This is a genomic window from Haloflavibacter putidus, assembly GCF_006546625.1.
Taxonomy (GTDB): Bacteria; Bacteroidota; Bacteroidia; order Flavobacteriales; family Flavobacteriaceae; genus Mesonia; species Mesonia putida.
This window is the reverse complement of record NZ_VIAR01000001.1, coordinates 301,727-328,039: the sequence shown is the minus strand read 5'-3', so window position 1 is coordinate 328,039 and position 26,313 is coordinate 301,727. Positions and strand designations below refer to the sequence as shown.

Annotated in this window: 26 protein-coding genes; 9 read left to right on the top strand and 17 right to left on the bottom strand. The window is 36.7% G+C overall.

Annotated elements, in window-relative coordinates:
* Window positions 1-5 precede the first annotated feature (5 nt).
* The 4 genes from FKR84_RS01435 to FKR84_RS01420 form a co-directional block, all read right to left on the bottom strand.
* Window positions 6-572, bottom strand: coding sequence for a hypothetical protein (locus tag FKR84_RS01435; RefSeq protein WP_141420401.1), 567 nt, complete (start codon window positions 570-572; stop codon window positions 6-8).
* Between the two features lie 19 nt (window positions 573-591).
* Window positions 592-2,997 carry a TonB-dependent receptor gene (locus FKR84_RS01430; RefSeq protein WP_233357622.1) on the bottom strand — a complete coding sequence of 802 codons (2,406 nt, stop codon included), beginning with the start codon at window positions 2,995-2,997 and terminating at the stop codon, window positions 592-594.
* Window positions 2,998-3,142: 145 nt separating this feature from the next.
* Window positions 3,143-3,451, bottom strand: a complete 309-nt coding sequence (locus tag FKR84_RS01425; RefSeq protein ID WP_141420400.1) for a hypothetical protein — start codon at window positions 3,449-3,451, stop codon at window positions 3,143-3,145.
* Between the two features lie 69 nt (window positions 3,452-3,520).
* Window positions 3,521-4,510: an aspartate-semialdehyde dehydrogenase gene (locus FKR84_RS01420; protein WP_141420399.1), complete on the bottom strand. Its 990-nt coding sequence runs from the start codon at window positions 4,508-4,510 to the stop codon at window positions 3,521-3,523.
* 341 nt (window positions 4,511-4,851) lie between these two features.
* Between FKR84_RS01420 and FKR84_RS01415 the strand changes: the two genes are divergently transcribed.
* From FKR84_RS01415 to FKR84_RS01400, 4 genes are read left to right on the top strand one after another with little or no spacing between them, the layout of a single operon-like run.
* Window positions 4,852-6,309 carry a hypothetical protein gene (locus tag FKR84_RS01415; protein ID WP_141420398.1) on the top strand — a complete coding sequence of 486 codons (1,458 nt, stop codon included), beginning with the start codon at window positions 4,852-4,854 and terminating at the stop codon, window positions 6,307-6,309.
* Window positions 6,310-6,321: 12 nt separating this feature from the next.
* The gene (locus FKR84_RS01410) at window positions 6,322-6,921 is read left to right on the top strand and encodes a DUF6705 family protein (RefSeq protein WP_141420397.1); all 600 of its coding nucleotides are present in this window, start codon (window positions 6,322-6,324) and stop codon (window positions 6,919-6,921) included.
* Between the two features lie 59 nt (window positions 6,922-6,980).
* A complete protein-coding gene (locus tag FKR84_RS01405) occupies window positions 6,981-7,628 on the top strand; it encodes a DUF6705 family protein (protein ID WP_141420396.1) in 648 nt (215 codons plus the stop codon).
* A 56-nt stretch (window positions 7,629-7,684) separates the two neighbouring features.
* Window positions 7,685-8,293: a DUF6705 family protein gene (locus tag FKR84_RS01400; RefSeq protein WP_141420395.1), complete on the top strand. Its 609-nt coding sequence runs from the start codon at window positions 7,685-7,687 to the stop codon at window positions 8,291-8,293.
* 78 nt (window positions 8,294-8,371) lie between these two features.
* On the opposite strand, the gene alr is transcribed toward FKR84_RS01400, so the two are convergent.
* Complete coding sequence (gene alr / locus FKR84_RS01395) at window positions 8,372-9,478, bottom strand: alanine racemase (RefSeq protein WP_141420394.1); 1,107 nt, start codon at window positions 9,476-9,478, stop codon at window positions 8,372-8,374.
* Window positions 9,471-10,118 carry a thymidine kinase gene (locus FKR84_RS01390; protein WP_141420393.1) on the bottom strand — a complete coding sequence of 216 codons (648 nt, stop codon included), beginning with the start codon at window positions 10,116-10,118 and terminating at the stop codon, window positions 9,471-9,473. The genes alr and FKR84_RS01390 overlap by 8 nt, the downstream gene beginning before the upstream one ends.
* Before the next feature lie 101 nt (window positions 10,119-10,219).
* Between FKR84_RS01390 and FKR84_RS01385 the strand changes: the two genes are divergently transcribed.
* Window positions 10,220-11,221 (top strand): hypothetical protein, encoded by a 1,002-nt coding sequence (locus FKR84_RS01385; RefSeq protein ID WP_141420392.1) that lies wholly within the window; start codon window positions 10,220-10,222, stop codon window positions 11,219-11,221.
* A 2-nt stretch (window positions 11,222-11,223) separates the two neighbouring features.
* A complete protein-coding gene (rsmI, locus tag FKR84_RS01380) occupies window positions 11,224-11,895 on the top strand; it encodes a 16S rRNA (cytidine(1402)-2'-O)-methyltransferase (protein ID WP_141420391.1) in 672 nt (223 codons plus the stop codon).
* Between the two features lies 1 nt (window position 11,896).
* Here rsmI and FKR84_RS01375 read toward each other — a convergent pair whose 3' ends face one another.
* Entirely contained in the window at window positions 11,897-12,298 is a 402-nt protein-coding gene (locus FKR84_RS01375) for a hypothetical protein (RefSeq protein ID WP_141420390.1), read from the bottom strand.
* 181 nt (window positions 12,299-12,479) lie between these two features.
* Here FKR84_RS01375 and recJ point away from each other — a divergent pair, with 181 nt between their 5' ends.
* Complete coding sequence (gene recJ / locus FKR84_RS01370) at window positions 12,480-14,171, top strand: single-stranded-DNA-specific exonuclease RecJ (protein WP_141420389.1); 1,692 nt, start codon at window positions 12,480-12,482, stop codon at window positions 14,169-14,171.
* A gap of 253 nt (window positions 14,172-14,424) precedes the next feature.
* On the top strand, window positions 14,425-14,592 hold the full coding sequence (locus FKR84_RS13265; RefSeq protein WP_233357621.1) for a hypothetical protein: 168 nt from the start codon (window positions 14,425-14,427) through the stop codon (window positions 14,590-14,592).
* Between the two features lie 31 nt (window positions 14,593-14,623).
* Here FKR84_RS13265 and FKR84_RS01365 read toward each other — a convergent pair whose 3' ends face one another.
* Together FKR84_RS01365 and FKR84_RS01360 are read right to left on the bottom strand one after the other, a co-directional pair.
* Window positions 14,624-15,376 carry a UDP-2,3-diacylglucosamine diphosphatase gene (locus FKR84_RS01365; protein WP_141420388.1) on the bottom strand — a complete coding sequence of 251 codons (753 nt, stop codon included), beginning with the start codon at window positions 15,374-15,376 and terminating at the stop codon, window positions 14,624-14,626.
* 140 nt (window positions 15,377-15,516) lie between these two features.
* On the bottom strand, window positions 15,517-15,966 hold the full coding sequence (locus FKR84_RS01360; protein ID WP_141420387.1) for a 6-pyruvoyl trahydropterin synthase family protein: 450 nt from the start codon (window positions 15,964-15,966) through the stop codon (window positions 15,517-15,519).
* 209 nt (window positions 15,967-16,175) lie between these two features.
* On the opposite strand from FKR84_RS01360, the gene FKR84_RS01355 reads away from it, so the two are divergent.
* The gene (locus FKR84_RS01355; RefSeq protein ID WP_141420386.1) at window positions 16,176-16,817 is read left to right on the top strand and encodes a 2OG-Fe(II) oxygenase; all 642 of its coding nucleotides are present in this window, start codon (window positions 16,176-16,178) and stop codon (window positions 16,815-16,817) included.
* A gap of 3 nt (window positions 16,818-16,820) precedes the next feature.
* Here the strand turns inward: FKR84_RS01355 and FKR84_RS01350 are convergent, their stop codons facing one another.
* The 8 genes from FKR84_RS01350 to FKR84_RS01315 form a co-directional block, all read right to left on the bottom strand.
* Window positions 16,821-17,909 carry a sulfotransferase family protein gene (locus FKR84_RS01350; RefSeq protein ID WP_233357620.1) on the bottom strand — a complete coding sequence of 363 codons (1,089 nt, stop codon included), beginning with the start codon at window positions 17,907-17,909 and terminating at the stop codon, window positions 16,821-16,823.
* Between the two features lie 4 nt (window positions 17,910-17,913).
* Window positions 17,914-18,102, bottom strand: coding sequence for a hypothetical protein (locus FKR84_RS01345; RefSeq protein WP_141420384.1), 189 nt, complete (start codon window positions 18,100-18,102; stop codon window positions 17,914-17,916).
* A gap of 94 nt (window positions 18,103-18,196) precedes the next feature.
* On the bottom strand, window positions 18,197-19,660 hold the full coding sequence (locus FKR84_RS01340; RefSeq protein ID WP_141420383.1) for a magnesium chelatase: 1,464 nt from the start codon (window positions 19,658-19,660) through the stop codon (window positions 18,197-18,199).
* 221 nt (window positions 19,661-19,881) lie between these two features.
* Window positions 19,882-20,997 carry a vWA domain-containing protein gene (locus FKR84_RS01335; RefSeq protein WP_141420382.1) on the bottom strand — a complete coding sequence of 372 codons (1,116 nt, stop codon included), beginning with the start codon at window positions 20,995-20,997 and terminating at the stop codon, window positions 19,882-19,884.
* Window positions 20,998-21,081: 84 nt separating this feature from the next.
* The gene (locus tag FKR84_RS01330) at window positions 21,082-22,416 is read right to left on the bottom strand and encodes an MATE family efflux transporter (protein ID WP_141420381.1); all 1,335 of its coding nucleotides are present in this window, start codon (window positions 22,414-22,416) and stop codon (window positions 21,082-21,084) included.
* Window positions 22,417-22,465: 49 nt separating this feature from the next.
* Window positions 22,466-23,371, bottom strand: a complete 906-nt coding sequence (locus FKR84_RS01325) for a M14 family metallopeptidase (RefSeq protein ID WP_141420380.1) — start codon at window positions 23,369-23,371, stop codon at window positions 22,466-22,468.
* 19 nt (window positions 23,372-23,390) lie between these two features.
* On the bottom strand, window positions 23,391-24,437 hold the full coding sequence (locus tag FKR84_RS01320) for a glutathione synthetase (protein ID WP_141420379.1): 1,047 nt from the start codon (window positions 24,435-24,437) through the stop codon (window positions 23,391-23,393).
* Entirely contained in the window at window positions 24,434-26,284 is a 1,851-nt protein-coding gene (locus FKR84_RS01315) for a flavohemoglobin expression-modulating QEGLA motif protein (protein WP_141420378.1), read from the bottom strand. Before FKR84_RS01315 ends, FKR84_RS01320 begins: the two co-directional genes overlap by 4 nt.
* Window positions 26,285-26,313 lie beyond the last annotated feature (29 nt).

Sequence of the window (26,313 nt, the reverse complement as noted above, 5' to 3'; positions counted from 1 at the left end):
TGATATTATTCAATTTCTAGGTCAAAAATGGCTTCTACATCTGTTTCTCCGCCAACTACAGAGCCGTTAGGGTTAGTAATGTCTTTTACTTCTGCTTCGTGAATTAAACGCACTACTACATCGCCACTTGTCGCGCTATTGGTTGTCCATTTGGTAGATATACCAATAGGAATACCATCGCTATCTGTAGCATCTGCGCCATCTGTTCTTTCTAAATCTACCGTAGCATTGGCAAAAGCATAGGTTACAAAATGTGCATTCCTTTCTTCCTTAATTTCGACAGTAATATCTTCGGGGTTATTAGGGTTAGACTTGTTATAGAAACGGGCTTCTACCACATAAGTAGCGTTTTCCTCTAATAAAATTACTGGCGAAACATAGGTTTCATCCCGATATTGCGGATCTGTAAAAGTGTAAGTCGTTGTCTCTCCCATAGCATTGGTAATTTCTAAGCTAACATCTGTAATCACTTCTTCTTCATTGATTACTTGCGGTAAATCGTCATCGCTAGAACAAGCGCTAAAACTTAAAACGCTAATAAATAAAATGCTTAAAATTTTGATCGTTTTCATAAGGTGTATATTTAAAAGTTTAATAATTCAATTTAAGTTGTAGGGTAAAATTCCTACCGGTATTATCGGCATAATAACGCAAGCGGTTTAGGTAATCGCGGTAGCTGGTATTCAGTAAATTATTTACCAGTAAACTAACTTGCATCTGGCCGGTTTTAAAGGCCTTAAAAGATGTAAAAGCATTAAAATGCAATAAAAAATACGCGTTTGGCGGTGTGCTTATATCTACGAACGTACTCGTGTAATTGCCATCTTCTAACACATCGTAATAAAAATTATTATCGGGGTAATTTTGCTTTTTAAAAACCCAATCTCCCGTTAAACTAAGGTCTAAATTATACCATTCCGGCTTTGTGAAATTTATGGTATTAGACCAGTTGCTTGGCGGCATATCTACTAGATAAGTGTTGGTGTTTTTATTTTTTCCGTGCACGGAAGCAAAACGCGTTTGGTATAAAAAGTTGGAAGAAATGCTATAGTTTGCCGAAACGTCTACGCCATACATTTCTGCTTTGGTTTGCTGGTATTCCCAAACCGGAAAAGCCCCGCGAATGGTGGTTTCTAAACCAATAGGTTGTAAAACGATAAAGTTATTGAGAAAATTATAATAAGGCTCTACCGAAAGTGAAAAGGCATCTGTTTTTCTTTCTAAGCTTAAACTTATTTTATGCGCATTTTCTTTATCGAAACGCAAATCGCCCAGTTCTATAATGGCTGCAGAATGATGTAAACCATCTGAGAATAACTCGGCCGGATTGGGCGCGCGATTTGCTTTTGCATAATTTACAGCAAAGTTATACTGGTTTACTTCGTATTTAATTCCGGCAGAATAAGAGAAACTATGGTAATCAAAGATCGGGTTGGTTAAGTATTGCGTACCATAATCGCCAATAATAATATTGGCATAATCTGTATCGTAATTGCGTTCTTCCCAACGCGATTTTAAATAAAATTTTTTGGCATCTAAATGGGTAAAATCATAACGTAAACCGCCTTCCAGCAACCAATTTTCTTTAAATTTATAATCTGCAACCGCAAAAACACCAATTTCTTGCTTGTCATAATCCGGAATTAGGCGTCGTACGCCGGTAGAAGGATTGGAAAAATTATTTTGCGCCGCGACTTCCAGTCCGGTATTTAGGTTAAAATCATTTTCGGCATCAAACTTAAAAGTAGCCGAAGCTTTATGGCTTTCCAATTCCAAATCTACCGCCGCAGTTTTATCTTCTGCATCACGCCGAATATCATATTCTTGTCTGTCGTTTTTTTGGTAGCTGTATTGCAGTTCTAATTTGCCCAATTCTGCAAAACGTTTAAAATAATTTAGTTTTAATAAATGGTGTTTTACTTCTTGTTTTGGCGCATCTATAGAATAGGTAAAATCGTCTACCACAAAAGGCTGCTCTTGATTAATGGCTTTTATCAAATCGTTTACATTGCCAATATGCGCTGAGCGTAGAATACCGGTTTCCGTAGAAAAAAAGCTGTAATACGCATCAAAACCACTGGTAAATTTGTTTAAACCAAAGTTTAAGGCAAAGTTTTGTTCTTGATTGCCGGTGTTGGATAACACATAATTTGGCGCTTCAAAATCGCCATATTTCTTAAAGCTTCCTTGAGCTTTTGCATACCAGCCATTGGCAAAAGCCTTTATCAACTCTGTGGTTACTGTACCACCGCGACCATTGGTAGAGGCGCTTAAAATAGTTTTTCCGTAAAGGCTATCTATTACCGGAATCTTATTGGGCTTGGTAAGCACCACGCCGCCAACTGCATCGCCGCCGTAGGCCAAAGCAGACGCTCCTTTTATCACGCTTACAGAACCGGCAGTATTTAAATCTATGTTTGGCGCGTGTTCTACGCCCCATTCTTGGTCTTCCATTTTTACGCCGTTGTTAAAGGTTAAAACCCGGCTGCTGTGCAAACCATGAATTACCGGTTTTACTATAGAATTACCGGTAGATAAAGTGCTTACTCCGCTTATTTCTTTAAGCGCATCGCCAAGATTAGCGTTAGAATATTTTTCTAAAACCGCCGTTTTTAGACTGGCTTCCTGTCCGGTTTTAGCAAGTGCTAATTGTTTTTTTCCTTGTAAAAGAACTTCGCCCAGTTCTTCTAAATGATGTTCTAACTTTACGGAAATATGTTTGTCTTCCGTTAAGGAAAAATCAAGGCTTTTGGTATCGCATTGCGGATGTTTTACCGTAATCTCATACTGGCCGGCACAAAGATTTTCTATGGAAAATTCGCCATCAAAATTAGAATAGGTCGTCTTTCCGGTTGGTTGCAAAATAATTTCGGCATAAATAAGCGGATCGCCGTTATGGAAATCTGTTAATTTCCCCGAAAGGGTATAATTACATTCTTGTGCGAATGCGGGATAATTTGCCATTAAAAGAATAATGACAGATACTATAAATTTCATCTTTAGATAAAGTGTAATAGGTTAAATAATAATTTACGGCAAATTTTAGTTTGTTAAGTAACCTGAAGTTCTGTGCTTTTTTTGCATACAGAGAAACCTTCGGGAAAACCGTAAAATAAGCCTTTGAAAATTAGAAAGTTTAAACTTATACACTTGTGGGGGGAGGCTTGTTATATAAAGAGCAAACCGGTAATTTGTTAGAAAGTGCGTAGCTATAAACCGGTTGCAAATAGACTTGTTCGAAAAAAATTGGACTACTTATTTCCGCGGAAGCAGATGGCAAAACTGCCGTTAAATCTGCTTGGGTATGCGAAATTTGACACCAAACGCATTTTTCAGGCGTGCTATTATCGTCGTCGTCGTGCGCCAAAACATGCAAATCTGCCACCTCTACCAGCAAGAATGCAAATAGAAAAATAAAGCTAATGCTATGTTTTACTTTTTTTGACAACATATTGCAAAACTAAGCAAATTAGTTTCTAATAATTATGCAATATAAAATATTTAACAAATTCAGTTAAAGCTATTGCAAGAAATTTGCCTTTACATATTCTGCGATTTGCACCGTATTGGTTGCTGCGCCTTTACGGAGGTTATCGGTTACAATCCATAAATTTATTGCTTTTGGGTGCGAAACGTCTTTACGGATTCTTCCTACAAAAACATCATCTTTCCCGGCAGCGAAAATTGGCATGGGATAATTGTTTACCGTGGGGTTGTCTTGAAGAAAAATGCCGGGAAAATTTTTAAGCGTTTTTTTGAGTTCTAGCATTTCAAAATCTTTTTCAAACTCTATGTTAACCGATTCGCTGTGGCCGCCAACCACCGGAATTCTTACCGCTGTAGCAGAAACCAATACTTTTTGATCGTTGAGTATTTTTTTGGTTTCGTGCGTAAGTTTCATCTCCTCGCGCGTATAATCGTTATCTAAAAAAGCATCGCAATGCGGTAAAGCGTTTTTATGAATTGGATAAGGATACGCCATTGGACCTTTTTTGCCGGCAGTCTCGTTTTCTAATTGCGAAACCGCTTTAACACCGGTTCCTGTGATAGATTGGTAAGTAGAAACCACCACTCGTTTAATGTTATACTTATCGTGCAGCGGTTTTAAAGTCATTACCAATTGAATGGTGCTACAATTGGGGTTGGCTATAATTTTATCGTTTGCAGAAAGTGAACTGGCGTTTACTTCGGGTATGATTAATTTTTTGGTAGGATCCATTCGCCAAGCCGAAGAATTATCGATTACCACCGTACCAGCTTTTGCAAATTTTGGTGCCCATTCTAAAGAAATGCTCCCGCCGGCAGAAAATAAAGCAATATCGGGTTGTAAAGACAAAGCAGTTTCTAAATTAACCACTTTATAGGTTTCGTTTTTCAAGTTAACTTCTTTCCCCACCGATTTTTCGGAAGCTACCGGAATTAACTGCGTTACAGGAAAATCGCGTTCTGCCAATACCTGCAACATTACCTGTCCTACCATTCCGGTTACTCCAACAACTGCTACTTTCATTTTTATTTATTCTAGGTTTATTGGTTGCAAAGGTAGAAAGTTAAATTAATTACCAGGCTTCGATAGGTCTACTTTTTATCAGGAGTAACATAACGTCTTAAGACTGAAAACTGCTAAGTGAAAATCACAGTAAAACTCTATTAAATGTAAAAATATTCGATTATTTATAAAATAATGTTGTTTTGTCTAATAAAACAGATTATATTTAACACATTATTAACCAACTAATTTATTATTATGATGAAAATTATTAATCGAAAATCCCCCCCCCTACAAAACTTAAGCCTAAGTACTTAACAAGGGCGGGATATTTACCCGTTGTCTTACTTTTATTTTACACTTTGGCAAGTTGCGAAAGAGATGATTTTTTAGAGAAAGAACTACAAACCGGCAGTTATCCTGTAAAATATTCTACCAAAACTTATCAAGAATTAGAAAACAACACTGCATTTACGTCTACTTTTACGGCTTTGCGCCAACATTTTGATGCTGCAGCTACCAGTTTGCAAGCCAGGGGCAGTTATTTGGAAGATCAATATGGCTTTAGCATAGACTCTTCTGTGGTTGAAGTGGCCAAAACAGATAAATACACTTCTTATACCATGTATATTAGCCGGGCAGAGCATCCAACACATTATTTTGAAAATTTGGTTATTGAAGTTACCGATACGGCTGCCACCAAGGCTTATGTGGTACAGTATTTTCCTACTAGCTCTATTAAACCTGTCCCAGAACACGACTCATATGCATTTGGGTATGATTTTAATTTTATACCTATAAAATATAATGAGGGCAGTAAGATAGATGCTGGTGGGTGTACCCCAATTACAGTTACTATATGCTATGAATCTTGGGGAGACGGTAGCGACACTCCTCACTTGAAAACGGAATTATGCAATAATCCACTCTATCTTACCTCTTATATTATTGGAGGGAATTGTGCTGGCAATAGTGGTGATGGACCAAGTTTTCCGAACGATTCCCCTACACAAGGTAACAACTCCGGGCCAAGTTATCCTTATAATCCAGGGGGTGGCGGGCCGAATAACAATGGTAACACAACCATTACCAACCCGCTTTTATGCTATAAAACACAAGTGGACTGCCCACCGGAGTTGGAGAATTGGGATACTCTTAAAGACCCGTGTGATAAAATTACAGATTTATTTGAGGATTTCCCTAGCTATAAAAGTGAATTAATTTCTCTTGCGGCTAAAACTTCAGAACAGGTGGAGAATGGTATATTTATAGATGAATCTTCTAATCATGTACAAGATATGCCACAAGGCGAAAGTGGTAAAATTATTTTTAGCAACAATCCCGAATATGCTTATATATCTTTTGCTCATACTCATGATGCTAGCGGTACATATTCTGTATTCTCTTGGGATGATTTAGCCTTGATAGCTCGAGCCGCTGAAAATGGTAAAATAGAAACTAATAAGTTTGTAGCTTTTCTTATTACGGCTAAAGGTACGCGGTACGCATTGACCATTGAAGATGTCTCAAAATTAACTGACTTTCTATATCAACCAAGTAGCAGTGTGGGTGCCCAGGTGGATGTGTCTAAAATGCTAAAAACTAATGCTATATATGAAAAATATTATGAAGCAAAAAACGCAGTAATTAAAAAAAATAACAATAATAATGAGGCTGTTCAAAAAGCTTTTTTACAGATGTTGAAAGATAACGATGCCGGAGTCGAGATTTTCAATGTAGATGTTACATTTAATAATTTTCAAAAACTCACATTAGAATCGGATAACACTACAATAACCCCAACAGAATGTAATCAATAAAAAAGTAACAAAATGAAAAATATAATAACAACTATAATAGTTTTATTCAGTATCCTAACTTCTTGTAAAGCGCAAGAAATTGTAGATGTCTCAACTTTTAACGATGGTGACAATGCAGGAAAGTATTTTAAAGATTTAAACAATAATTTTCTGCCATTTATAGGAATTTGGGAGTGGCAAAATGAAAATAAAATATTTAGAATTACTCTCTGGAAAGAAGAACAAGTTGAAAATGAAAATGGTAACCGTACCTCATTTTATTGGGACAAAATAAAGGGGCATTTTGAATTGGTAGAGTTAGATAACTTGAGCCAAGAAAGTACTATCTATACCTCTCAGAAAAAAATAGGGCAGTCTACATCAGACTGGTTCCCAGTTATTAGTGGAGAAAGTCACAATGGTATTAATTTCGAAGGATATATATATGATAATAGTGTGCCTTATGACCCTAATTATATAACAGGGGTTAGAGGAAATTTGAAACTAACTATTATACCAAACACCTCACCAAAAAAGATGGAGTGGAACGTAACTTTACCTCAAGGTATGTATGGTACAGATCAACCAACAGAGTTTAATATCCCTACTGATATAATTCTAACCAAACAATAATATAACCTACAAACCCAAAAAACCCGCTTTATGTTGCGGGTTTTTGTACTTTTAAAGAGATGAAAACAATAACAACACTATTATTTTTCACAATTTTATGCATAGCCTGCAAAGCACAGACACCAGTTTCACCACTTTATAGTAATGTAGATTATGGCAATACAGAGGGTACGTATTATAAAGACACCTTCAACGATCTAAATCGGTTTGAAGGTACGTGGCAATATACTAATGGAAATACTGCATTTAAAGTGGTATTACAAAAAAAAGAAATGTATCATTACGAAAGTCCCATAAGCACTCATCACTATTATGAAGATTTACTAATTGGGGAGTATAAATATGTAGAGAATGGAATAGAAAAAGTAAACACGCTAAATTTTTTATCCAATACTTATAACAACCCGTTTGAGCATTATCTTGCTGGAAATGGTATTCAAAAATATAATCCTAATGTAAGCGGGATCTGTATAGGCTGTAATCCTGGCGATGTTCAAGTAAGATTGATTCTACGAGAACCCAATGTAGATATATCAGGTGCCTATACTACTATATATTTCAAACACTATATTGAAAACGGGGTAGAAAAGCTTGAGGCAGAAGCAACTTTAAGAGGAAACCCTTCTTATAATATAAATGACCCTAACCCCACTTTTGACAAGTATAGCTTACCATTGGATACAACATTTATATTAACCAAACAATAATTTTAATCCTAAAACAAAACCCGCTTTATGTTGCGGGTTTTTGTACTTTTAAAGAGATGAAAAATATAATAACATTAGTATTTTTATTAACGCTTATAGCTTTTAATTGTAAAGCCCAAACGATTTCCCTTAGTAATGTAAATAGATTAAATATTCCTGATGGCGCTTACGTAAAAGATACCGATGGAAAGCTGAATGCTTTTGTAGGGACTTGGCAATGGACAAATGGAAGTGACGAATTTACCGTTGTTTTTGTTAAAAAACTTATGGATAATGGTAACGGTGCCAGTAGTTATTACGAGGATTTTATTCTAGGTGGTTATCGATATATTGAAAACGGAATTGAAGTTGCCAATAACTTAAATTTTACCACTAGTTTCGATGTAAATGATATTTCTACATTTGCTAATTACGCCAAAATCATTACAAGTCCTTATAATAACTTTAAAACTCTTAGAATGCAAGTGGGCGATGTGGTAAAACATAAAAGCTTAGGTGGTAGTTTTGAGTTAATCAATCCTTTAACCCTACCTAATGGTAATTTTACTGCGACAGAAGCTCACTGGAAATTAAGGGAGAAAGAATTTATAAGTGTTAATGGGAAACCTGCATTACCAGAAGAGGGTATTGGTTTACCAAATGATATAATTCTAACCAAGCAATAATTATCCAATTAAATAAAAAAGACCCCCGAAAAAAATTCCGGGGGTTTGGTTAAAAAATGAATAGTGTAGCGGTTACTACTATTCTATAATTTTCCGCTTTACACGTTGCGAGATAGAAGTAATCAATTCGTACGAAATGGTACCGGCTTTGTTGGCAAAGTCTTCGGCGCTTTTTTCTTTTCCAAAAAGAATAACTTCATCGCCTTCTTGGCAATCTATGTTAGTTACATCTATCATCAACATATCCATACAAACATTGCCAATTATGGGCGCTAACTTTCCGTTTACCAACACATTGGTTTTTTCTTTGCCGTAAATTCGGTTTATCCCATCGGCGTGGCCTAATGGCAAAGTGGCGCTTTTGGTAGCTTTTTCTGCAATAAATTGCCGGTTATAACCAACGCTTTCTCCTTTTTTAATAGCGTGAATTTGCGAAATAATGCTTTTTAAAGTGGCAACGGGTTGTAATTTTTCGTCTTGCTCTGGCGCGTTGCCAAAACCGTATAGACCAATACCGGTGCGTACCATATCAAAATGTGCTTCAGGATAATTCAAAATTCCCGAAGTATTGCACAAATGTTGTAAAGGTTTGTATGGCAGTTCTTTTAAAATTTCGGCGCTAAGGTTGAGATATTGCTCTAATTGTCCCATACTAAAAGAACGCTCATTCAAATCTTCGCTGGCAGCAAAATGCGAATAAATACCTTCTACTTTTATGCTTTTGGTTTTTTTAAGCGCCTCATTTACATAATTTATATCGTCATAAGCAAAACCCAACCGATTAAAACCGGTGTTTAGTTTAAGGTGAATAGGATAATTTTGTTGTTGTTTTTCTTCCGCGAAAGCTATAAAATGTTCTAAAACATATTTGCTGTAAATGGCGGGCGTTAGGCAATGTTCTACAATTAAATTGAAATTACCGGATTGCGGATGCAAAACCAATATGGGTTTTGTAACGCCATTTTTTCGCAAATCTACGCCTTCTTTGGTGTAAGCAACCGCAAAAAAATCTATTCCTAAATTTTCTAATTTCTTGGCTATTGCTGCGGCATCGCTACCGTAAGCAAAAGCTTTTACCACGCCCATCATTTTGGTTTTTGGACTTAGCTTGCTGCGTAAATAACGGTAGTTGTGTTCTAGCGCTTTTAAGTCAATTTCCAAAACAGTTTCGGTTGCTTTACTCATTTTCCGGTTTGTTTTGTGGGTTAAGTTCTTTTAGCGCGTTTACTTCTATTTTTTTTACTTTTTCGTTGAGCATAGCTTTATAATAAGCCGCTCGGCTTAAAGGTTCGTATTCTTCTACTTCTCCCAAAAGCACCAAATCACGTCCCGGGGCTTTTCTAAAACTATATTGTGCCAAATTTCCGGTGCGTGTACAAACGGCGTGAACTTTGGTAACATATTCTGCGGTTGCCATAAGGTTGGGCATAGGGCCAAATGGGTTGCCTTTAAAATCCATATCCAGACCGGCAACCACCACGCGAATGCCTTTATTGGCCAAATCGTTACAAACGCTTACAATCTCATCATCAAAAAATTGGGCTTCGTCAATGCCTACCACATCGCAATCGTCTGCCAGCAACCTTATGTTGGCGGCGGCGGGAACCGGCGTAGACCTAATTTCGTTAGCATCGTGTGAGACCACCATTTCTTCGTCGTAACGACGGTCTAAAGCAGGTTTAAAAATTTCTACTTTTTGTTTTGCAAATTGCGCACGTTTGAGGCGGCGTATGAGTTCTTCGGTTTTACCGGAAAACATACTGCCACAAATAACCTCTATCCAGCCAAATTGCTCTTCGTGATTTACTGTATTTTCGAGAAACATTTTGTAATTTTCAGCACTAAAACAGGAAAATTCCTGCTATATTAAAAGTGTGATAAATTTACTAAAAATACAACCCCACAAAAAAACTAAAGCAGAAAGTTATGAAAAAGTCGTTGGAAAATGAGTTGATGAGCATTGCGCACAGGATTTTACAGCTGCGCAACAAAGCAGATATTCACGAATTAAAAGCGGTTACGGGCGTTTTGTACGAAAAACTTTCGGTGCTTTCTTTTACCGAAAAACATTTTGCCGGTCTGCAACCAACTATTGGTAAAAAGCAAATTGAAAACGCTTTAGAAGATCAGCAAGAACAAAAAATTGAGAAAACCGAAAGTGCAGAAGAGAATAAACCTAAAACTTCTGGAGAAAATGATATACCAAACCCCAGGCCAGACGGCACGCAACATAATACCGAGCCAATTATAGAGCCCAATACCGAAAAAATAAAAGATATTGTGGAAGAAATGCCTGTGGAAGAAAATACAAAAGAAGAAACTTTAGAAGATATTTTACCCGAAAAAGAGGAAAAAGTAAAAGACGATTTGCGCGATTTGGGCGTGCATTATGATGAGTTGCCAAGTTTTGAGCGCGTAGATAAAAAACAAGAAACAGCGAGAGACAATTCCGTAAAGGAAGAAGAAGTAGAGCAAGCAACAGAAAACAAAAATAACGATGTTTCGGAAGAAGTTGCAGAAGATAAACTGGAAGAAGTAAAACAAGAAAGCTCTCGAGAATCCCCAAAACCGACACCAGACGAAACCGAAAAACCAAAACAAGAAAATTTATTTGGTAGTGAGTTGCCCGAATTTGAACCAAAAAAATCGGCTACCAAAAACAGCCTGAACGAAACTAAAAGATCGTTAAACGACCGACTCAAAAACGGAATAAACATTGGCTTAAACGATAGGTTGGCTTATATAAAACATTTGTTTGACGGTAATGTAGACGATTATAATAGAGTGCTTTCGCAACTAAATACAAAAGATACGTTTGAGGAAGCTTACACTTTTATTGAACAGCAGGTAAAACCGGATTATAATAATTGGGAAGGCAAAGAAGTTTACGAAAATCGGTTTATGAGTACTATTGAAAACAAGTTTTAAGTATGGCAAAATTATTTATCGTGCCAACGCCAATTGGTAATTTGGAAGATATGACCTTTAGGGCCGTACGCGTTTTGAAAAAAGTAGATTTTATCTTGGCAGAAGATACACGTACCAGCGGAAAACTGCTAAAACATTATGAAATTGAAACGCCAATGCACAGCCACCATATGCATAACGAGCATAAAACGCTAGACTTGATTATAAATCGGATTAAAAATGGTGAAACCGCCGCTTTGATTAGCGATGCCGGAACGCCGGCAATTTCCGATCCCGGTTTTTTGCTTACGCGCGCTTGTGTAGAAAACAACTTGGAAGTAGATTGTTTGCCGGGCGCAACAGCATTTGTGCCGGCTTTGGTAAACAGCGGCTTACCAAATGATAAATTTGTGTTTGAAGGCTTTTTACCGGTAAAAAAAGGCAGGCAAACCCGTTTATTATTTTTGGCAGAAGAAACCAGAACGATGTTATTTTACGAGTCGCCGCACAAATTATTAAAAACCTTGGGGCACTTTTCAAAATACTTTGGCGAAGATCGGCAAGTTTCGGTTTCTCGCGAAATTTCTAAAATGCACGAAGAAACAATCCGCGGAAGCTTAAAAGAAGTAGAAAATCATTTTACCCAAAAAGCCCCAAAAGGTGAATTGGTAGTGGTGGTGGCCGGTAAAAAGTAATTTATTTTAAAAAGCTGGCCAGTAAAGCATAAAACTTATCTACAGATTCTTTAGAGTAATCGCGCAGATTTATTTCTTTCCAATCTGAAGCTATTTGCACTTTTATTCCTTTATCTATACGTTTTAAATTATTAATTTGGCCTATTTTTATTCGCTCTGTAGGTTGTTCATTTATACGGTATTTTACAAAAACCGCATCGTAAACCACTTTGTTTTTGCGGGTTTGCGATTTAAAAAGTACATAAACAATTAAAAGATTGGCAAAAATCACCAGATAGAAATAAAGAAAATTGGCGGTAATATAATACGTAACCAAGCCAATGATTAATCCTATAAAACCTAGTAACAAAAACAGTAAATGCCGTAAGGTGTTTTTGTAGCGTATGCTGAGTTCTTTTGCCATAATTCGAAGATAGGATTTTGTAGAAAAATAAGCCACGCGAAATTGTAAAAAAGTTTTTTACTGAATTTTCAATTTCAACTTCATGTTTAATTTTATTCCCAAAATTACGCTTAGTTCCAGTATATTTGATAAATTTCATTTCAGAAAATTTACTTAACCTTAGCTATTTATTTTATTACAAATGCGCTGGAACCTAAAAGCTTTACCGGAATCTGACAAAGTAAAACACCTACAAGAAGTTTTGGGCGTAGAAAAACCCATTGCCAGTTTGCTCGTACAGCGTGGCATCAAAACTTTTGAAGCAGCCAAAAACTTTTTTAGACCGGACATCAATCACTTGCACAACCCTTTTTTGATGAAAGGAATGCAGCAAGCCGTAAACCGCATAGAAACTGCTATTCACGAAGAAGAAAATATTATGGTTTACGGAGATTATGATGTAGATGGCACCACCAGCGTTGCCTTGATGTCTTCTTACCTCAAAACCAGAACCCCGCAAATAGCTTCGTATATACCGGACAGATATGCAGAAGGTTACGGCGTTTCTTACCAAGGAATAGATTTTGCCGCCGATAACGATATTAGTTTAATTATTGCTTTAGATTGCGGAATAAAAGCGGTAGATAAAGTGGCTTATGCCGCAGAAAAAAACATCGATTTTATTATTTGTGACCACCACCGGCCAGGAGAAAAAATTCCGGAAGCGGTTGCGGTTTTAGATCCAAAACAAGAAGACTGCAATTATCCTTATAAAGAGTTGTGCGGTTGTGGCGTTGGTTTTAAATTAATACAAGCTATTGAAGAAAAAAGAGGAAATACGGTAGAAACCTTGTTGCCGTATTTAGATTTGGTGGCCACAGCCATTGGCGCAGACATCGTACCCATTACCGGAGAAAACAGAATTTTAGCTTACCACGGTTTACACGTTATAAATACGCTTCCGCGGAATGGATTTAAAGCCATTATAGCCCAAACCAAAAAAGAAAGTTTAACCATTACCGATGTGGTTTTTATTATCGCCCCACGCATAAACGCCGCCGGCCGTATGAAACACGGTTTGCACGCCGTACAATTACTCACCGAAGAAAATTTGGAACAAGCGCTAATTTATGCGCAAGAAATAGAACAATTTAACACCGATAGGCGCGATACCGATAAAAGTATTACCGAAGAAGCCTTGCAAATAATAAAGGAAACCAAAGAACAAGAACGTTTTACCACCGTAGTTTACCAAGAAAATTGGCACAAAGGCGTAATTGGAATAGTAGCTTCGCGACTTACCGAAACCTATTACCGACCAACCTTGGTATTTACCAAAAGCGGCGAAAAGTTGGCGGCTTCTGCACGTTCTGTAAAAGGCTTTGATGTGTATAATGCTTTAGAAGCTTGTACCGAACACATCGAGCAATTTGGCGGTCATAAATATGCAGCCGGTTTAACATTAGAACAAAAAAACTACGAATCTTTTAAAGAAAAGTTTGAGCAAGTAGTAGCAGAAAGTATAGATAAACGTCTTTTGACGCCAGAAATTACAGCCGACTTAGAAATAGATTTAAACGAAATAACGCCAAAATTTTATCGTATTTTAAAGCAATTTGCGCCTTTTGGTCCGGGTAATATGGCGCCATTATTTTTGAGTAGAAATTTAAAAGATACCGGTTATGCCAAACCAGTTGGGACAGATGCGCAACATTTAAAATGCACGGTAAAACAAGAACAGAATCAGCAGTTTATTAACGCCATAGGTTTTGGTTTGGGAGACAGATTAGACAGAATAAAAGAACAACCCACTTTTGATGCACTTTATAATATAGACGAAAACCATTGGAATGGGAATGTGTCTCTGCAATTAAAATTAAAAGATTTACGTTAAAACCTTATTTCAGATAAAATTGTAAATGCTTACTTTGCCTTATACAGTTTTACTCAAGAAAATCTACAAGCTTGGGAAAAATCTTACAGATAAGCGAAAAACCATTTCTCCTGCGAGGTTTCTAAAACCTCGTAGGTATTGAACTATAACTGTGAAGTTTATAAAACTCTAATTTCAGTATATAATTAGAAACTTTAAAAATCTGTGTTTTGTATATTTGAAGAATTATTATATTTCTCTATACAACTAAATTATGAAAGAACCTTTTCCAGATTTTTTAGCGATAGCAAGTATGGCCGCATTTGCCATTTTGGCTTATAATCAAAATTGGTGGCAAGATTATACCGCCTTTGTAATGATACCACTTTTGGTAGCGTACTTTTTAGGAAGGTATATTGGTGGTAAAAATAAGGAGAAGTAGAAAAAATAGTTTTTGAAAAATATTCCTTTAACTAAAACGCTTCCAGTCTAAATTCTTCACCATCAAAAATTCCGTAGGTGTAATGTGTAATCCAATCGCCTAGGTTAAAATAGGTAGAATTTTCTCCTACTTTAATTTTCATGGGTAAATGCCGGTGGCCAAATACAAAATAATCGTAGTGTTTTTGTTCTAATTTACGTTTGGCGTATTGCGCAAGCCATTCGTTTTCTTCGCCTAGAAATTTGGCGTCTTCATCGCCCGAAATCAATTTATTTTTTACTGAAAGATGCTTGGCAAGTGGCACACCAATATCTGGATGCAACCAACGGTACAACCATTTTGAAAACGGATTGGTAAACACTTTTTTCATGCGTTTATAGCCTTTATCTCCGGGGCCTAAACCATCTCCGTGGCCTATTAAAAATTGCTTGTTGTTAAAGGTAAACTCTTGGGGTTGGTGGTAAACGGGAATGTTGAGTTCTTTTTCAAAATAATCGTCCATCCATAAATCGTGGTTGCCAACAAAGAAATAAATGGGTATACCGCTGTCGCGTAATTGCGCCAATTTGCCTAAAACACGCACAAAACCTTTGGGAACAACGTGTTTGTATTCAAACCAAAAATCAAATAGATCTCCTAAGAGAAAAATGGCTGCGGCATCTTTTTCTATGCTGCTTAACCACTCTACAAACTTTTCTTCGCGCGGTTTGCTTTCTTCGGGGGTTGGGGCACCCAAATGGTTATCGCTAGAGAAATAAACTTTTTTACCGGAAGCAATATTCATAATCTTAGTTGTGATCTGTAAAGGTATTTATTTTTTAGAGACAATTTTTTGCGTTAGGGATTGAACGGTTTGTTTGAGCTCTCCCAAGGCGATAGCACTTGGGAAGCGAGTAGTGAAAGCCCGACCCGTAGGGTAACGCCCTAATTATCTGTAGCGTACCACTCTGCAAAACTGGTTTCGGTTTCTTGTAATTTTATAGAAAAAAGTTTTATGCGTTCTGGCAAACGGGCTTGTATTTTTTGGGCAAAATCTATAACCATCTGCTCAGAGGTTGGCTGGTAATCTACTAGAATAACCTTGTGGTTGCGCTTTTTTAGCTCGTTGGCCAATTCTAAGTGCGGGGTGTTTTTGTTAAAAACAGTGGCGTGGTCAAATTTATCTACAATTTCTGTTTTGACAATTTTTTTTAAATCGCCAAAATCTATTACCATTCCGTATTTTACATTATTGGGGTCTTCTATGGGTTGACCAATAACGCAAACGCTCAATTTGTAGCTGTGGCCGTGTACGTTTTGGCATTTGCCGTCGTAGCCGTAAAGAGCGTGGCCGGTTTCAAAATTAAATTGCTTGGTTATACGAATCTTGCTCATCTATTTTTAAAGTTGTTGTAAAATACCACGGCAATTAAGACTACTGCCAATAAGACAAAAATGCCGTTGCCGCTTAAAAATTGTAAAATATCCACACTATTGGTTTTTAGTCGTTGCAAAGTTACGGATTAAAATTGTGTTTAAATTATAGTTCTTACTAGGATGTGATTTTAGATTTTGTTGTAAATTTGCCGCACTTTTTTTAGAAATTGAAAGATCTTGAAATTTTTGAGCAGCTACATTACCAGGTAAACGAGCTGTACGAACGCATAATTGCAGATTTGGGAGAAAAGCACTACAGCATTGTAGAAGATTTTTTTAACCCAAACGAAGTTGTCGCTTTGCGCGGAAGTTTATTAGAGCATTATCAAGAAAATGCGTTTAAAAAATCTGCCATAGGCAATAAAGTCAACGAAGAGGTAATAAAATCTATTCGTGGCGATTTTATTTTATGGATAGACGAACAACGCGCCAATACTGCCGAAAGTTTGTATTTTAATAAGATAAATACTTTGGTAGATTACCTTAATAAAACCTGTTTTATGGGTATTTTGCAAAAAGAGTTTCATTATGCGGTTTACCCGAAAGATACTTTTTATAAGCGGCATTTAGATACTTTTCAAAACGATGAGCGCCGTAAACTCTCTGTGGTTTGCTATCTAAACGATGCTTTGTGGCAAGACAGCAATGGTGGCGAATTGGTAATTTATACAAAAGATGACAAGGAGGAAATTATAGATCCGTTACCGGGAAAAATAGTAATTTTTGAAAGTCAGCTTTTAGAACATGAGGTAAAACCGGTATTAAATAATAAACGTTTGAGTATTACCGGGTGGTTGAAAACGCGTTAAGGTTTATTTTTCTTGCTGATCTCTGATAGAAAAGAACAATTTTGGTTTTAAATTACTGTTTATTTTGTGTGTATAAAAGAGCCGTAAAGAAAGTGGGGCAGCATAATAAAATTTTATAAGAAATTTTTTAAAGTAGTGCATTGGTAATTGTGAGCTATAATTTTTTTGCGAATTTTTTGTAGAAAAAGAATAGTTATAATGCTGCATTAAAGAGTTGCATATTTCTTCTATAACCTGAATGTTTTTTGCGGTCAATTTTGTTTGCCAACTGTTTATATATTTATCGCTAATAGGTTTTTGAAGGTTGTTGTGGTATTTATGAAACAATTGTTGTTTTAAGCTTTTCTCCGATTGTTTAGCGGTTTTTAATTTATTGATAAAATCGCTTTTAAAATGCTGGTTAAACTGTAACAACTCTTCCTTAAAATCAATATTTAAAAAAGTAGTTAATTCTGTTAAAACTAAATTAGGATTTTTAACCAAATCTTCATAAAATACGGTTTTAAAACGTTCGGGATGCTTCTGTTTGCTTTTTTCTATAGCTTTGTTATAATCGCGCCACATTAAAGCTGCTGCCAAGGGATTGGGTTGCATCCCGGCTTTTATATGCGAATAACAACTGGCACGCGGATCGCGAATTAAATGAATAAATTTTGCGTTAGGAAAAACCTTTAAAAGCCACGGAATAAAAAGAGAATTAATCGGGTTTTTATCTACAATAACTTTGGCTTTTTTCTTTTTAAAAAAGGAAATATAATTTTTAAAAACAATTTTGCATAAGTTGCCAAAGTTGGTGTTTTCCGGTTGGGAGAGTATATCTTTTTGAAGTTGTTTTTTATCTAATTCCCATAAATAGTAAATTTTTTCATCGTAGAATAAATCGGTGTAGAATTGTGTTAACTTTTCTTGCGTCCAATTTTTCACCGATGCATATTTTTCGTACAAAAAAATAATAAACCTAGACTCTACTGGCGCAACGGTATTGGGATGCGCGTCTAGCATTAATTGCAATAGCGTGCTACCGGAACGTCCGGCGCCTACAATAAAATAAATAGGGGTTGCAGTAGTTTTCTCCATTTTAAAACTTCCCAAAAAATTACTGGTCGCGTTTTGGGCGTTTTTTGCTTCGGGTGTACAATAAAACTATAAGCGCAACAATAAGCACAATGCTAATATAACCCCAATTGGCAATTATAAACTCTTGAAAAGTAAATAAGCCGTATTCCTGGCCGGGTTTTGTGTCTTCCGGTCTCGGAATTTCAGTTTGGAAAAAAAGAAAATACATAGTTTCTAAATTATAGGTTTAAGATAGTAAATTTATAATTGTTAAAAAAACAGAAACCTAAAAGCTAAGTTTCTGTTTTTGAATTTTCTTTTTTTTACAAGTTCTTTAAAAAACTACCATACATATCTTGAAACTGCAAGCCTTCGTTATACCTGTGTTTGCTTAGTTGTTGATAGGCAACCAAGCCCCATAACACAAATTCCATCATAAAATAACGTTCTTTCGGGGCAAGATCCGGATGGTATTTTTGCACCAAAGCTTTAAGCGGTTCTACCTTATCTAATTTTTCTTGGTATTCTTCGCTGCTTAAATCATCGTCTAGGTCTATGCCGTCGTTTTCAAAAAACCAGGTAATTAAAGCATCGTAAGGAGTGGCATCTTCTTTCTTTTGCAACTTTTTAATTTCAGGAAACAAAGTAGGAAACACGGTTTTTACCGCATTTTCTATAAGATGATTAGCTACAAAATGAGCACCTTCTTGCTCGCCTTCGTAAAGCAATTCTACTTTTCCCGTAATAGCAGGAATAATTCCCATAAAATCAGAAAAACGCACTAAACTTTCCTCTTCGCCAATTTTTAAGCTCCGGCGCTCTGCGGCGCTTATCAAATTTTGAAAAGCAGTAATACTCATTCGTGCGCTAATACCACTTTTACTATCTATATATTCACTTTCGCGCGCTTCAAAACCAATTTGCTCTAAAAGTTCTTTGGCCAGATCTGGCACCTGAATATGATTTTTCTGCGCTTCTTCCAAATTACTTTCCTGGGCGGTAATTTTTTTGGCGGTTTCGATGTTTTTAGGATAATGCGTTAAAATTTGCGAACCAATTCTATCTTTTAACGGTGTAACAATACTACCGCGGTTGGTATAATCTTCTGGGTTGGCGGTAAAAACAAACTGTAAATCTAATGGCATTCGTAGTTTAAAACCGCGTATTTGAATATCGCCTTCCTGCAAAATATTAAACAACGCAACTTGAATTCTGGCTTGCAAATCCGGCAACTCGTTAATCACAAAAATGCAACGATTGGCACGCGGAATCATACCAAAGTGAATTACACGATCGTCGGCATAACTCAGTTTAAGGTTGGCGGCTTTTATAGGGTCTACATCGCCAATTAAATCTGCTACGCTCACATCTGGCGTTGCTAATTTTTCGGCAAAACGCTCTTCGCGGTGCAACCAGGTAATTGGCGTCTCGTCGCCTTTGTCATTAAGTAATTCTCTGGCATAACGTGATATTGGCTTAAAAGGGTCGTCGTTAATTTCAGAACCTTCCACCACCGGAATATATTCATCTAATAATTGCACCATCAAACGCGCCAATCGGGTTTTCGCTTGTCCGCGTAAGCCCAATAAATTAATATTGTGCTTAGAAAGAATAGCGCGTTCCAGCTCTGGAATCACCGTATGTTCGTAGCCGTGAATACCTTCAAAAACCGTCTCTTTGTTTTTTATTTTTTCAATAAGGTTTTGGCGCAGCTCTTCTTTAATACTTTTAGGTTGATAGCCGTTTTTTTTAAGAGCTCCAAAAGTTTTTATGTCTGTTGTTTTCATGTTTGTTATATTTCTTGGGCGCAACCCAGAGGGTCGGGCTTTCGCGAGTCGCTTCCCGATTGCTATCGCATCGGGAGAGCTTCAACAAATCGCTCAATCCCTTGCGCGTTATTTATTTTTTATCACTTTCGGCTCCAATCGAGATAATTTCTGAATTTTTATCCCATCGAGACCGAAATAATTTTCTTTATTTATCTTCACAATAATAATAGCAGCTTTTCTTAGCGTATTCTCTTTTTTCTATTGGTTTCATAATCTTCAAAAATCATTTCTCCCAAATTATCTAAACCAGTGTAAAACGCTTTGCCTTGGTTAGATTCTGAAAATTGTTCTACAAATTGTTGCAAATACGGGTCGCTGGCTATCATAAAGGTGGTTATGGGAATATTCAACTTTCTTGCTTGTGCCGCCATATTGTAACATTTTTGCGTGATATGCGGATCTAAACCCATCGAGTTTTTGTAATACGAACCATCTTTTAAACGTAAACAACTGGGTTTACCATCTGTAATCATAAAAATTTGTTTGTTGGCGTTGCGTTTACGGCGCAAAATATCCATAGCCAATTGCAAACCGGCCACGGTATTGGTATGAAAAGGACCAACTTGTAAATACGGCAAATCTTTAATTTTTATTGGCCAGGCATCGTTACCAAAAACAATAACATCTAAGCTGTCTTTCGGGTATCTGGTAATAATCAATTCGGCTAAAGCCATGGCAACTTTTTTTGCCGGAGTGATGCGGTCTTCACCGTATAAAACCATACTATGGCTAATATCTATCATCAAGACCGTACTCATTTGAGCTTTGTGCGTGCTGTCTTCTACCACCAAATCTTTTTCGGTTAAATTAAAATTATCTAAACCGCTATTAATTTGTGCATTTTTTAAACTTTCAGTCATCGAAATTTTATCCAAAGCATCGCCATATTGGTAATCGCGCATTTCTCCGGTAGCGTCATCTGATTTTCCGGTGTGTTTGGTTTTATGGTTTCCGCTGGCACTTTTACGCATTTTACCAAATATCTGGTTCAAGGCACGCTGGCGTAAAGCTTGTTCTGTTTTCGAGGTAATTTTCATTCCGCCACCTTTACCGTCTGGTTCTATGCGTTGCTGGATGTAACCTTTTTTAATTAAATCTTCAATAAAATCGTCTATGGTATAATCTTCTGTAGTGAGTTTGTACTCTTTGTCCAATTCCCGCATCCAATCAATAGCTTCGTCAAAATCTCCCGAAGTATGGGTGATTAACTCTTTAAAAATTTCAAAAAGTTTTTCGAAAGGCGTGGTATGTTCCGGCTCAAAAGTTTTAAATAAAAAGCCTTTTCTATTCTCCATAATCGTTACTGCTATTTTCTGTTTAAAAATACAGGAAATTCGCAGCAAATAAAACAAGACAGCTGTTAAAGCGTTGTGAAGGTTTTACATAGTTTTGTTTAAGTACTTTTGTCTAAACCGAATAACCAGAGTGCTGCTTCGGATTAGCATCCAGACAAAAAAGCCGAGCCAAATGGCATAGAGTTTTAGCCCAAAATAATCGGCTATTAATAAAGTTGGTGTGAAACCAAGAAAAGTGGCGGCCAGTAATACATTCCTTAGGTATTTAGCTTCTCCCAAGCCTTTAAAAATTCCGTCAAACATAAAAGCAATCGCATTGATGGGTTGCATTAATAAAACCACCCAAAAAACCGTACTGAATAAAGCAAGAACCCCTACATCTTTATTAAACAACAAGCCAATTTCGTCATAAAAAATTCCGCAAAGAGCTATTAAAATTAACGCGATAAAAACAGCATATTTGCTAATATCTTTACTTAAAAGCCATAATCTGTTATAATCTTTAGCGCCCAATAAACGTCCGCCAATGGCATTGCCGGCGTTGGCATAACCATCTATAAAAAAGGAAAAGAACAACCAAATATTCATTAAAATACTTTGTGCGGCAATATAATTTTTACCATAATCTGTAGCATACGCATTGGCCAGATAAATAGCAAAATTTAAAGCGGCCGTGCGCACAAATAAATTAGCAGCCATTAGCAATAAAGGCTTGAGTTGCGGATTTATACTAAAACTCAGTTTTAAATGAAATGGTGTTTTTTTAAAGAAAAAATAAAGCGCCATTATAAGCATTGTGGCTTGTGCGGCAACACTGGCATACGCGGCGCCGGCCAAATGCATTGGCGGTATAAAACCTTCTACGCCATAAACCAATAAAAAATCTAAACCCACATTTACAAACGCACCTGCTAAGCTGCATTTCATTGCCCAAAGCGTATTTTGGAGTCCGCGAAAAACCCCGAATATAGCAAAGGTTATCAAGGTTAGCGGATAACCAATTGCGCGAATCGTATAATATTCTTGTGTGTAATTTAAGATTAAACCTTCGGCGTTATAAGCACTAAAAATACTTTCTGCAAAAAAAGCTGTCGTACCGTAAATGGCCAGACTAAGTAGAAAGTTAAAAAAAATTGCTTGCGGAACAAGCGTTTTTACAGCGTGCAAACGGCCGGCGCCCAAGTGCTGTGAAATAATAGCTGAAATGGCAGTTTTAGTTTGCGCGACAATCCAAATAATAGCCGAAAGAAAAGAGCCAACAATTCCCGCAGCTGCCAAAGCTTCTACCGAGTTTTCTTGCACATTTCCAATAACAGCAATATCAGTCAAGGAAATAAGCGGTTCTGCAATTCCTGCAATTATAGCGGGAATAGCTATTTTATTGATTTCTTTAAAAGAAACTTTTGAGGTTTTGGCCAAATCTTAAAAAGGTTTTAAACCGCAAATTTCGGAAAGCATTTTTAACTTTCTAAGCTTTTACCTCTTTAATCACAAAAAAACCATCATTGCCCTGCGCTTGGTATAAAGGCATAAATATGCGGGCATTCCATTTACTTCTTATTTCCTCTCCGTTTTGAATTGCCAGGAGCTGTCCTTTTTCAATTTCTTGGAAATTTTGAAATCCGGGCTCCATCTTAAACTCGTCTTTGTTTTCGAGTCCGTGGCGGTAGGCAATATCAAAAACCTTTTGTGGTGGAGCGTTTTTATCTTTAAAATTTTCTACACATTCCGGGTAACAGGATAGTTGCGATAAATCTAAATTACAAGCTTCTTTTAAACAAAGCCAAATCATACCTTCTTGATTTTCTACAGCAGTTTTGCTTTCGTGTTCGCCGGCTTCAAAAACAAAACCGGTAAAGCCGGACCTGCTTAAATAATGGTCAAAATCTCCGGTAATTATATCGCTGAATCCGCGTACAATATAGGTTGGGAAGTTTTTGGACCAAGAATCGTTATCGTTTACATCTTGTACAGAAAGATACGGCAAACTATCTGATGAGGTAGTGTGACAATCCATAAAATAACGCTTGTTATAATCTTGCGCCGGATAATCTTTAAGAAGTTGTAAAATTTCTTCCCGCTCTTTTTCTTCGTGGGTGTTTGCTTTGTTGTTTTGCATCTTTTCTTTTGTCCACACCCGGTTTAGATCTTCGTCTATATAGCGTTGCTCTTTGTTTAATGCTTTTTTGTTACCCGCTATGCCAAGTAAAATACCATTTATGGTAGGTTTGGTTTTTTCTAATTCTTTAAAAACCTTTTGCAAAGCAATAACCCCACTTGGTTCATTACCGTGTATACCACCGCTTATAAGTAGTAAAGGTCCGGCTTTACCGGAAGTGTATTTACCTATTATTCTGGAAACTTCATCTTTCATAAATCAACTGTTTAAATTTTTAATGCATTGTAGCCAACACTTTGTTAGACAAGCGGTAGCCGTACATTTCTTTGTAATTTAATTTTCTTTCTATGGCATCTATTATTTCGTCTGCGAAATCTGGGTAATCTATTTCGTGAAAATGGTCTAAGCCACCCGGACTCAGCACGTTAATTTCAATCAATTTGTCTTTTACCACATCTAACCCTACAAAAAACAACCCATCCTGAATTAATTGTGGCGCGGTAACTTCTATAATCTTTTGAAATTCTTTTGTAAGCTCTACCGCTTCTGCCGTCGCGCCTTGATTAAAATTGCTTCTAAACTCGCCTTTTCCCATTTTACGTCTAACCATAGAGTATTTGCCGTCTCTTTCTATCAGTTTTCCATTCATCAATAAAATTCTTACATCTCCTTCTTTGGCTTCCGGCAAATATTCTTGCGCAATAACATAACCTTGGTCTAAGATCGTTTCTATAATTTGATTAAGGTTTTTTTCGTTTTTATCTATAAGATAAACGTCTTTACCACCAGAGCCTTCTAAAGGTTTTAAGACCATATTTTTGTTTTGTTCTTCCCAAAAGTTCAAAATTTCCTCTTTTTTTCTGGTAATAATAGAGTTTGGCTTTATGGAAGAAGGCAATTCTTCAAAATATAATTTATCTATAAATGCATGAGATAGCGCGTAGGCATCGTTTAAAACCAATACGCCTTCTTGCTGCATCATTTTCCCGAAAGCGATACCCGCATGTTCTGCCCATTGTCTTTCTATTTCTTCGGTAGGATTGTTCCGTAAAAAAAGCACATCTAATTCTTTAGAACTCACTTTTTTCTTTTTTAGATTGGCTTTATTTAGCTCATTTATAAATTTTTTGGCAGATTTTGTTTTTATAGATTTAGGTACTTGTACCGCTTTTACGCTTAGGGGTTTATCATGGTTAAAGTTAAACCCGCCAACATCCATCATTAAAACGGTATGGCCACGTTGATGCGCGTTATGCATTAACACTACAGAAGAATTGTAGCATTCTTTTTCTACGTCGTTTAATACAAAACAAATTTTCATGGGGTTATCATTTGTGAGATGGGCAAGCCGTCTCGGATTAGTTGTAATCTTTTTTTGGCATCCGGATTGGTTAAATAACTAGGCTTTAATCGCGGGGTTTTTAATACATTTCTTTGTGTAAGTTCTTGAATAACATTTAGGTGTTTTAAGGCAAATTTGCCGGTTACCAGCGGTTCGTATTCTCCGTCATCTTCTAGATAATGGCGTAATTCTATCAAGCCTTTTAAGTAAATAATATCTTTTATAAAACCGCCGCCTTGCATAATTCTGGAGGTAATATTAAACGCCATATCTGCAGAGAAATCTTTTTCTTGATGGAGTAGCCTAAAAATTTCTTGAAAACCGCCACCATCTATCAAAGCTTGTCCGGCAATTACACGTCCGGCTAAGGTGCGCAATCTGTTTGCGGTAAGACCGCCAATTAAATATTCGGCCATTACTGCCATTCCTTCTTGTAGGAATTCATAATCTGCAAGTCCAACACTTAGCTGCTGCAACGGCTGGCTTCTACCATTGTAATAAGTAAGAACGTGTGTGCCCACCTCGTGTTGTACTAAGGCTTTGGCTTCTTTGGCGCTCATTGTATAATTGTTCGGGATATATAACTCGCCGTTAGAAACCATCATAATATTAACGTCGTCGCGCAAATGCACTTTACAATCAAAATTGCTATCTTGTTCTTTAAAGTAATTAAACTCTTTATGCGCTAAATCGTGAAAATAGTGCGCATCGCACATATCTTCTTTGTTGGTTACTTCTTCCGGCGGCACTTTATCTAAAATATCCTGAGCTTGAACGCAAAGTTCATTATCTACACCTTTGAAAAGACGAATACTGTTGTAAAAAAAGTTTTTACTGCCGCGCTCGTTCAACATAGTTATTTGTTTATCCAGCTCTTCGCGTTTTTCGTTAAAAATATAATTCATTGCCGGATCGTTAATTTCGTCTATGCGTAAATTATATAAACGGCGTTTTAGCAAAGAAGGATCTATAGGAAGCAACCGATAATGGTAATCTACCACTTTTTGGTAATTGCTGTCAAAAAATGTCTTTTTGATATTTTGAATATTTACCGGCGCCACCAACCATAAAAACTGAAAAGATTGGCCAATGGCAGACAATTCTTTATCGATATCAAAAACCAATTGTTTTAAACTTTGACGTCCCAGAGCATAGTAACTTTTTACGGGATCTTTGGTTTGTACCCGAATGAAATCATACACCGCGCGTTGTACAGCCGGAATTAAAAAATCTCTGAATTTTCTAAAAAACAACGGGAAAATACCGTATTCCTCGTCTTTAAAAACCGGGGGAATTTCTAAACCTACCAACAAAGCTCCTGTTTTTTTAGCTTCGTCTATGCTCATTAAGGCTTTTGTATTTGGCGCTTGTCTATGTTTGGTATCTTGTATATCTGCGGTTAACTTTAAATCTTCTGATAGGTTGGTAGATTTTTTTAATTCTTCGTCTAATAATTGTAAGGTGCTTGTAATTCTGTCTGCCGGACCTTTAATAACAAATTTCCTGCTATCTTTTTTGCCCAGGTACATTTCAAAAAGCATATACGAACCGAACCTTGTAGCTCGCTGGTGCGAAAGCTGTTTAAGAAATTCTTGGTAGCCTTCAAATTTATCTTTACCTATAATAAGATAAGAGCCGCCACTGTTTATCATTTTTTTTATGCCGGTTTCTTCGTCTATTTGTCGGTAAATAATAAGGTAGGGTAAATTATTTTCTACGTGCATCCAACCATCGCCTGGAAGTTCACAATTAACAGCGTTTTCTTCTCGAAGCGTAGTCAGGATTTTTTGAATAGATTTTTCCGAAAAGTCTGAAATATGAAGCATTGCAAGCAAAATTTTAAATTCAACTATAG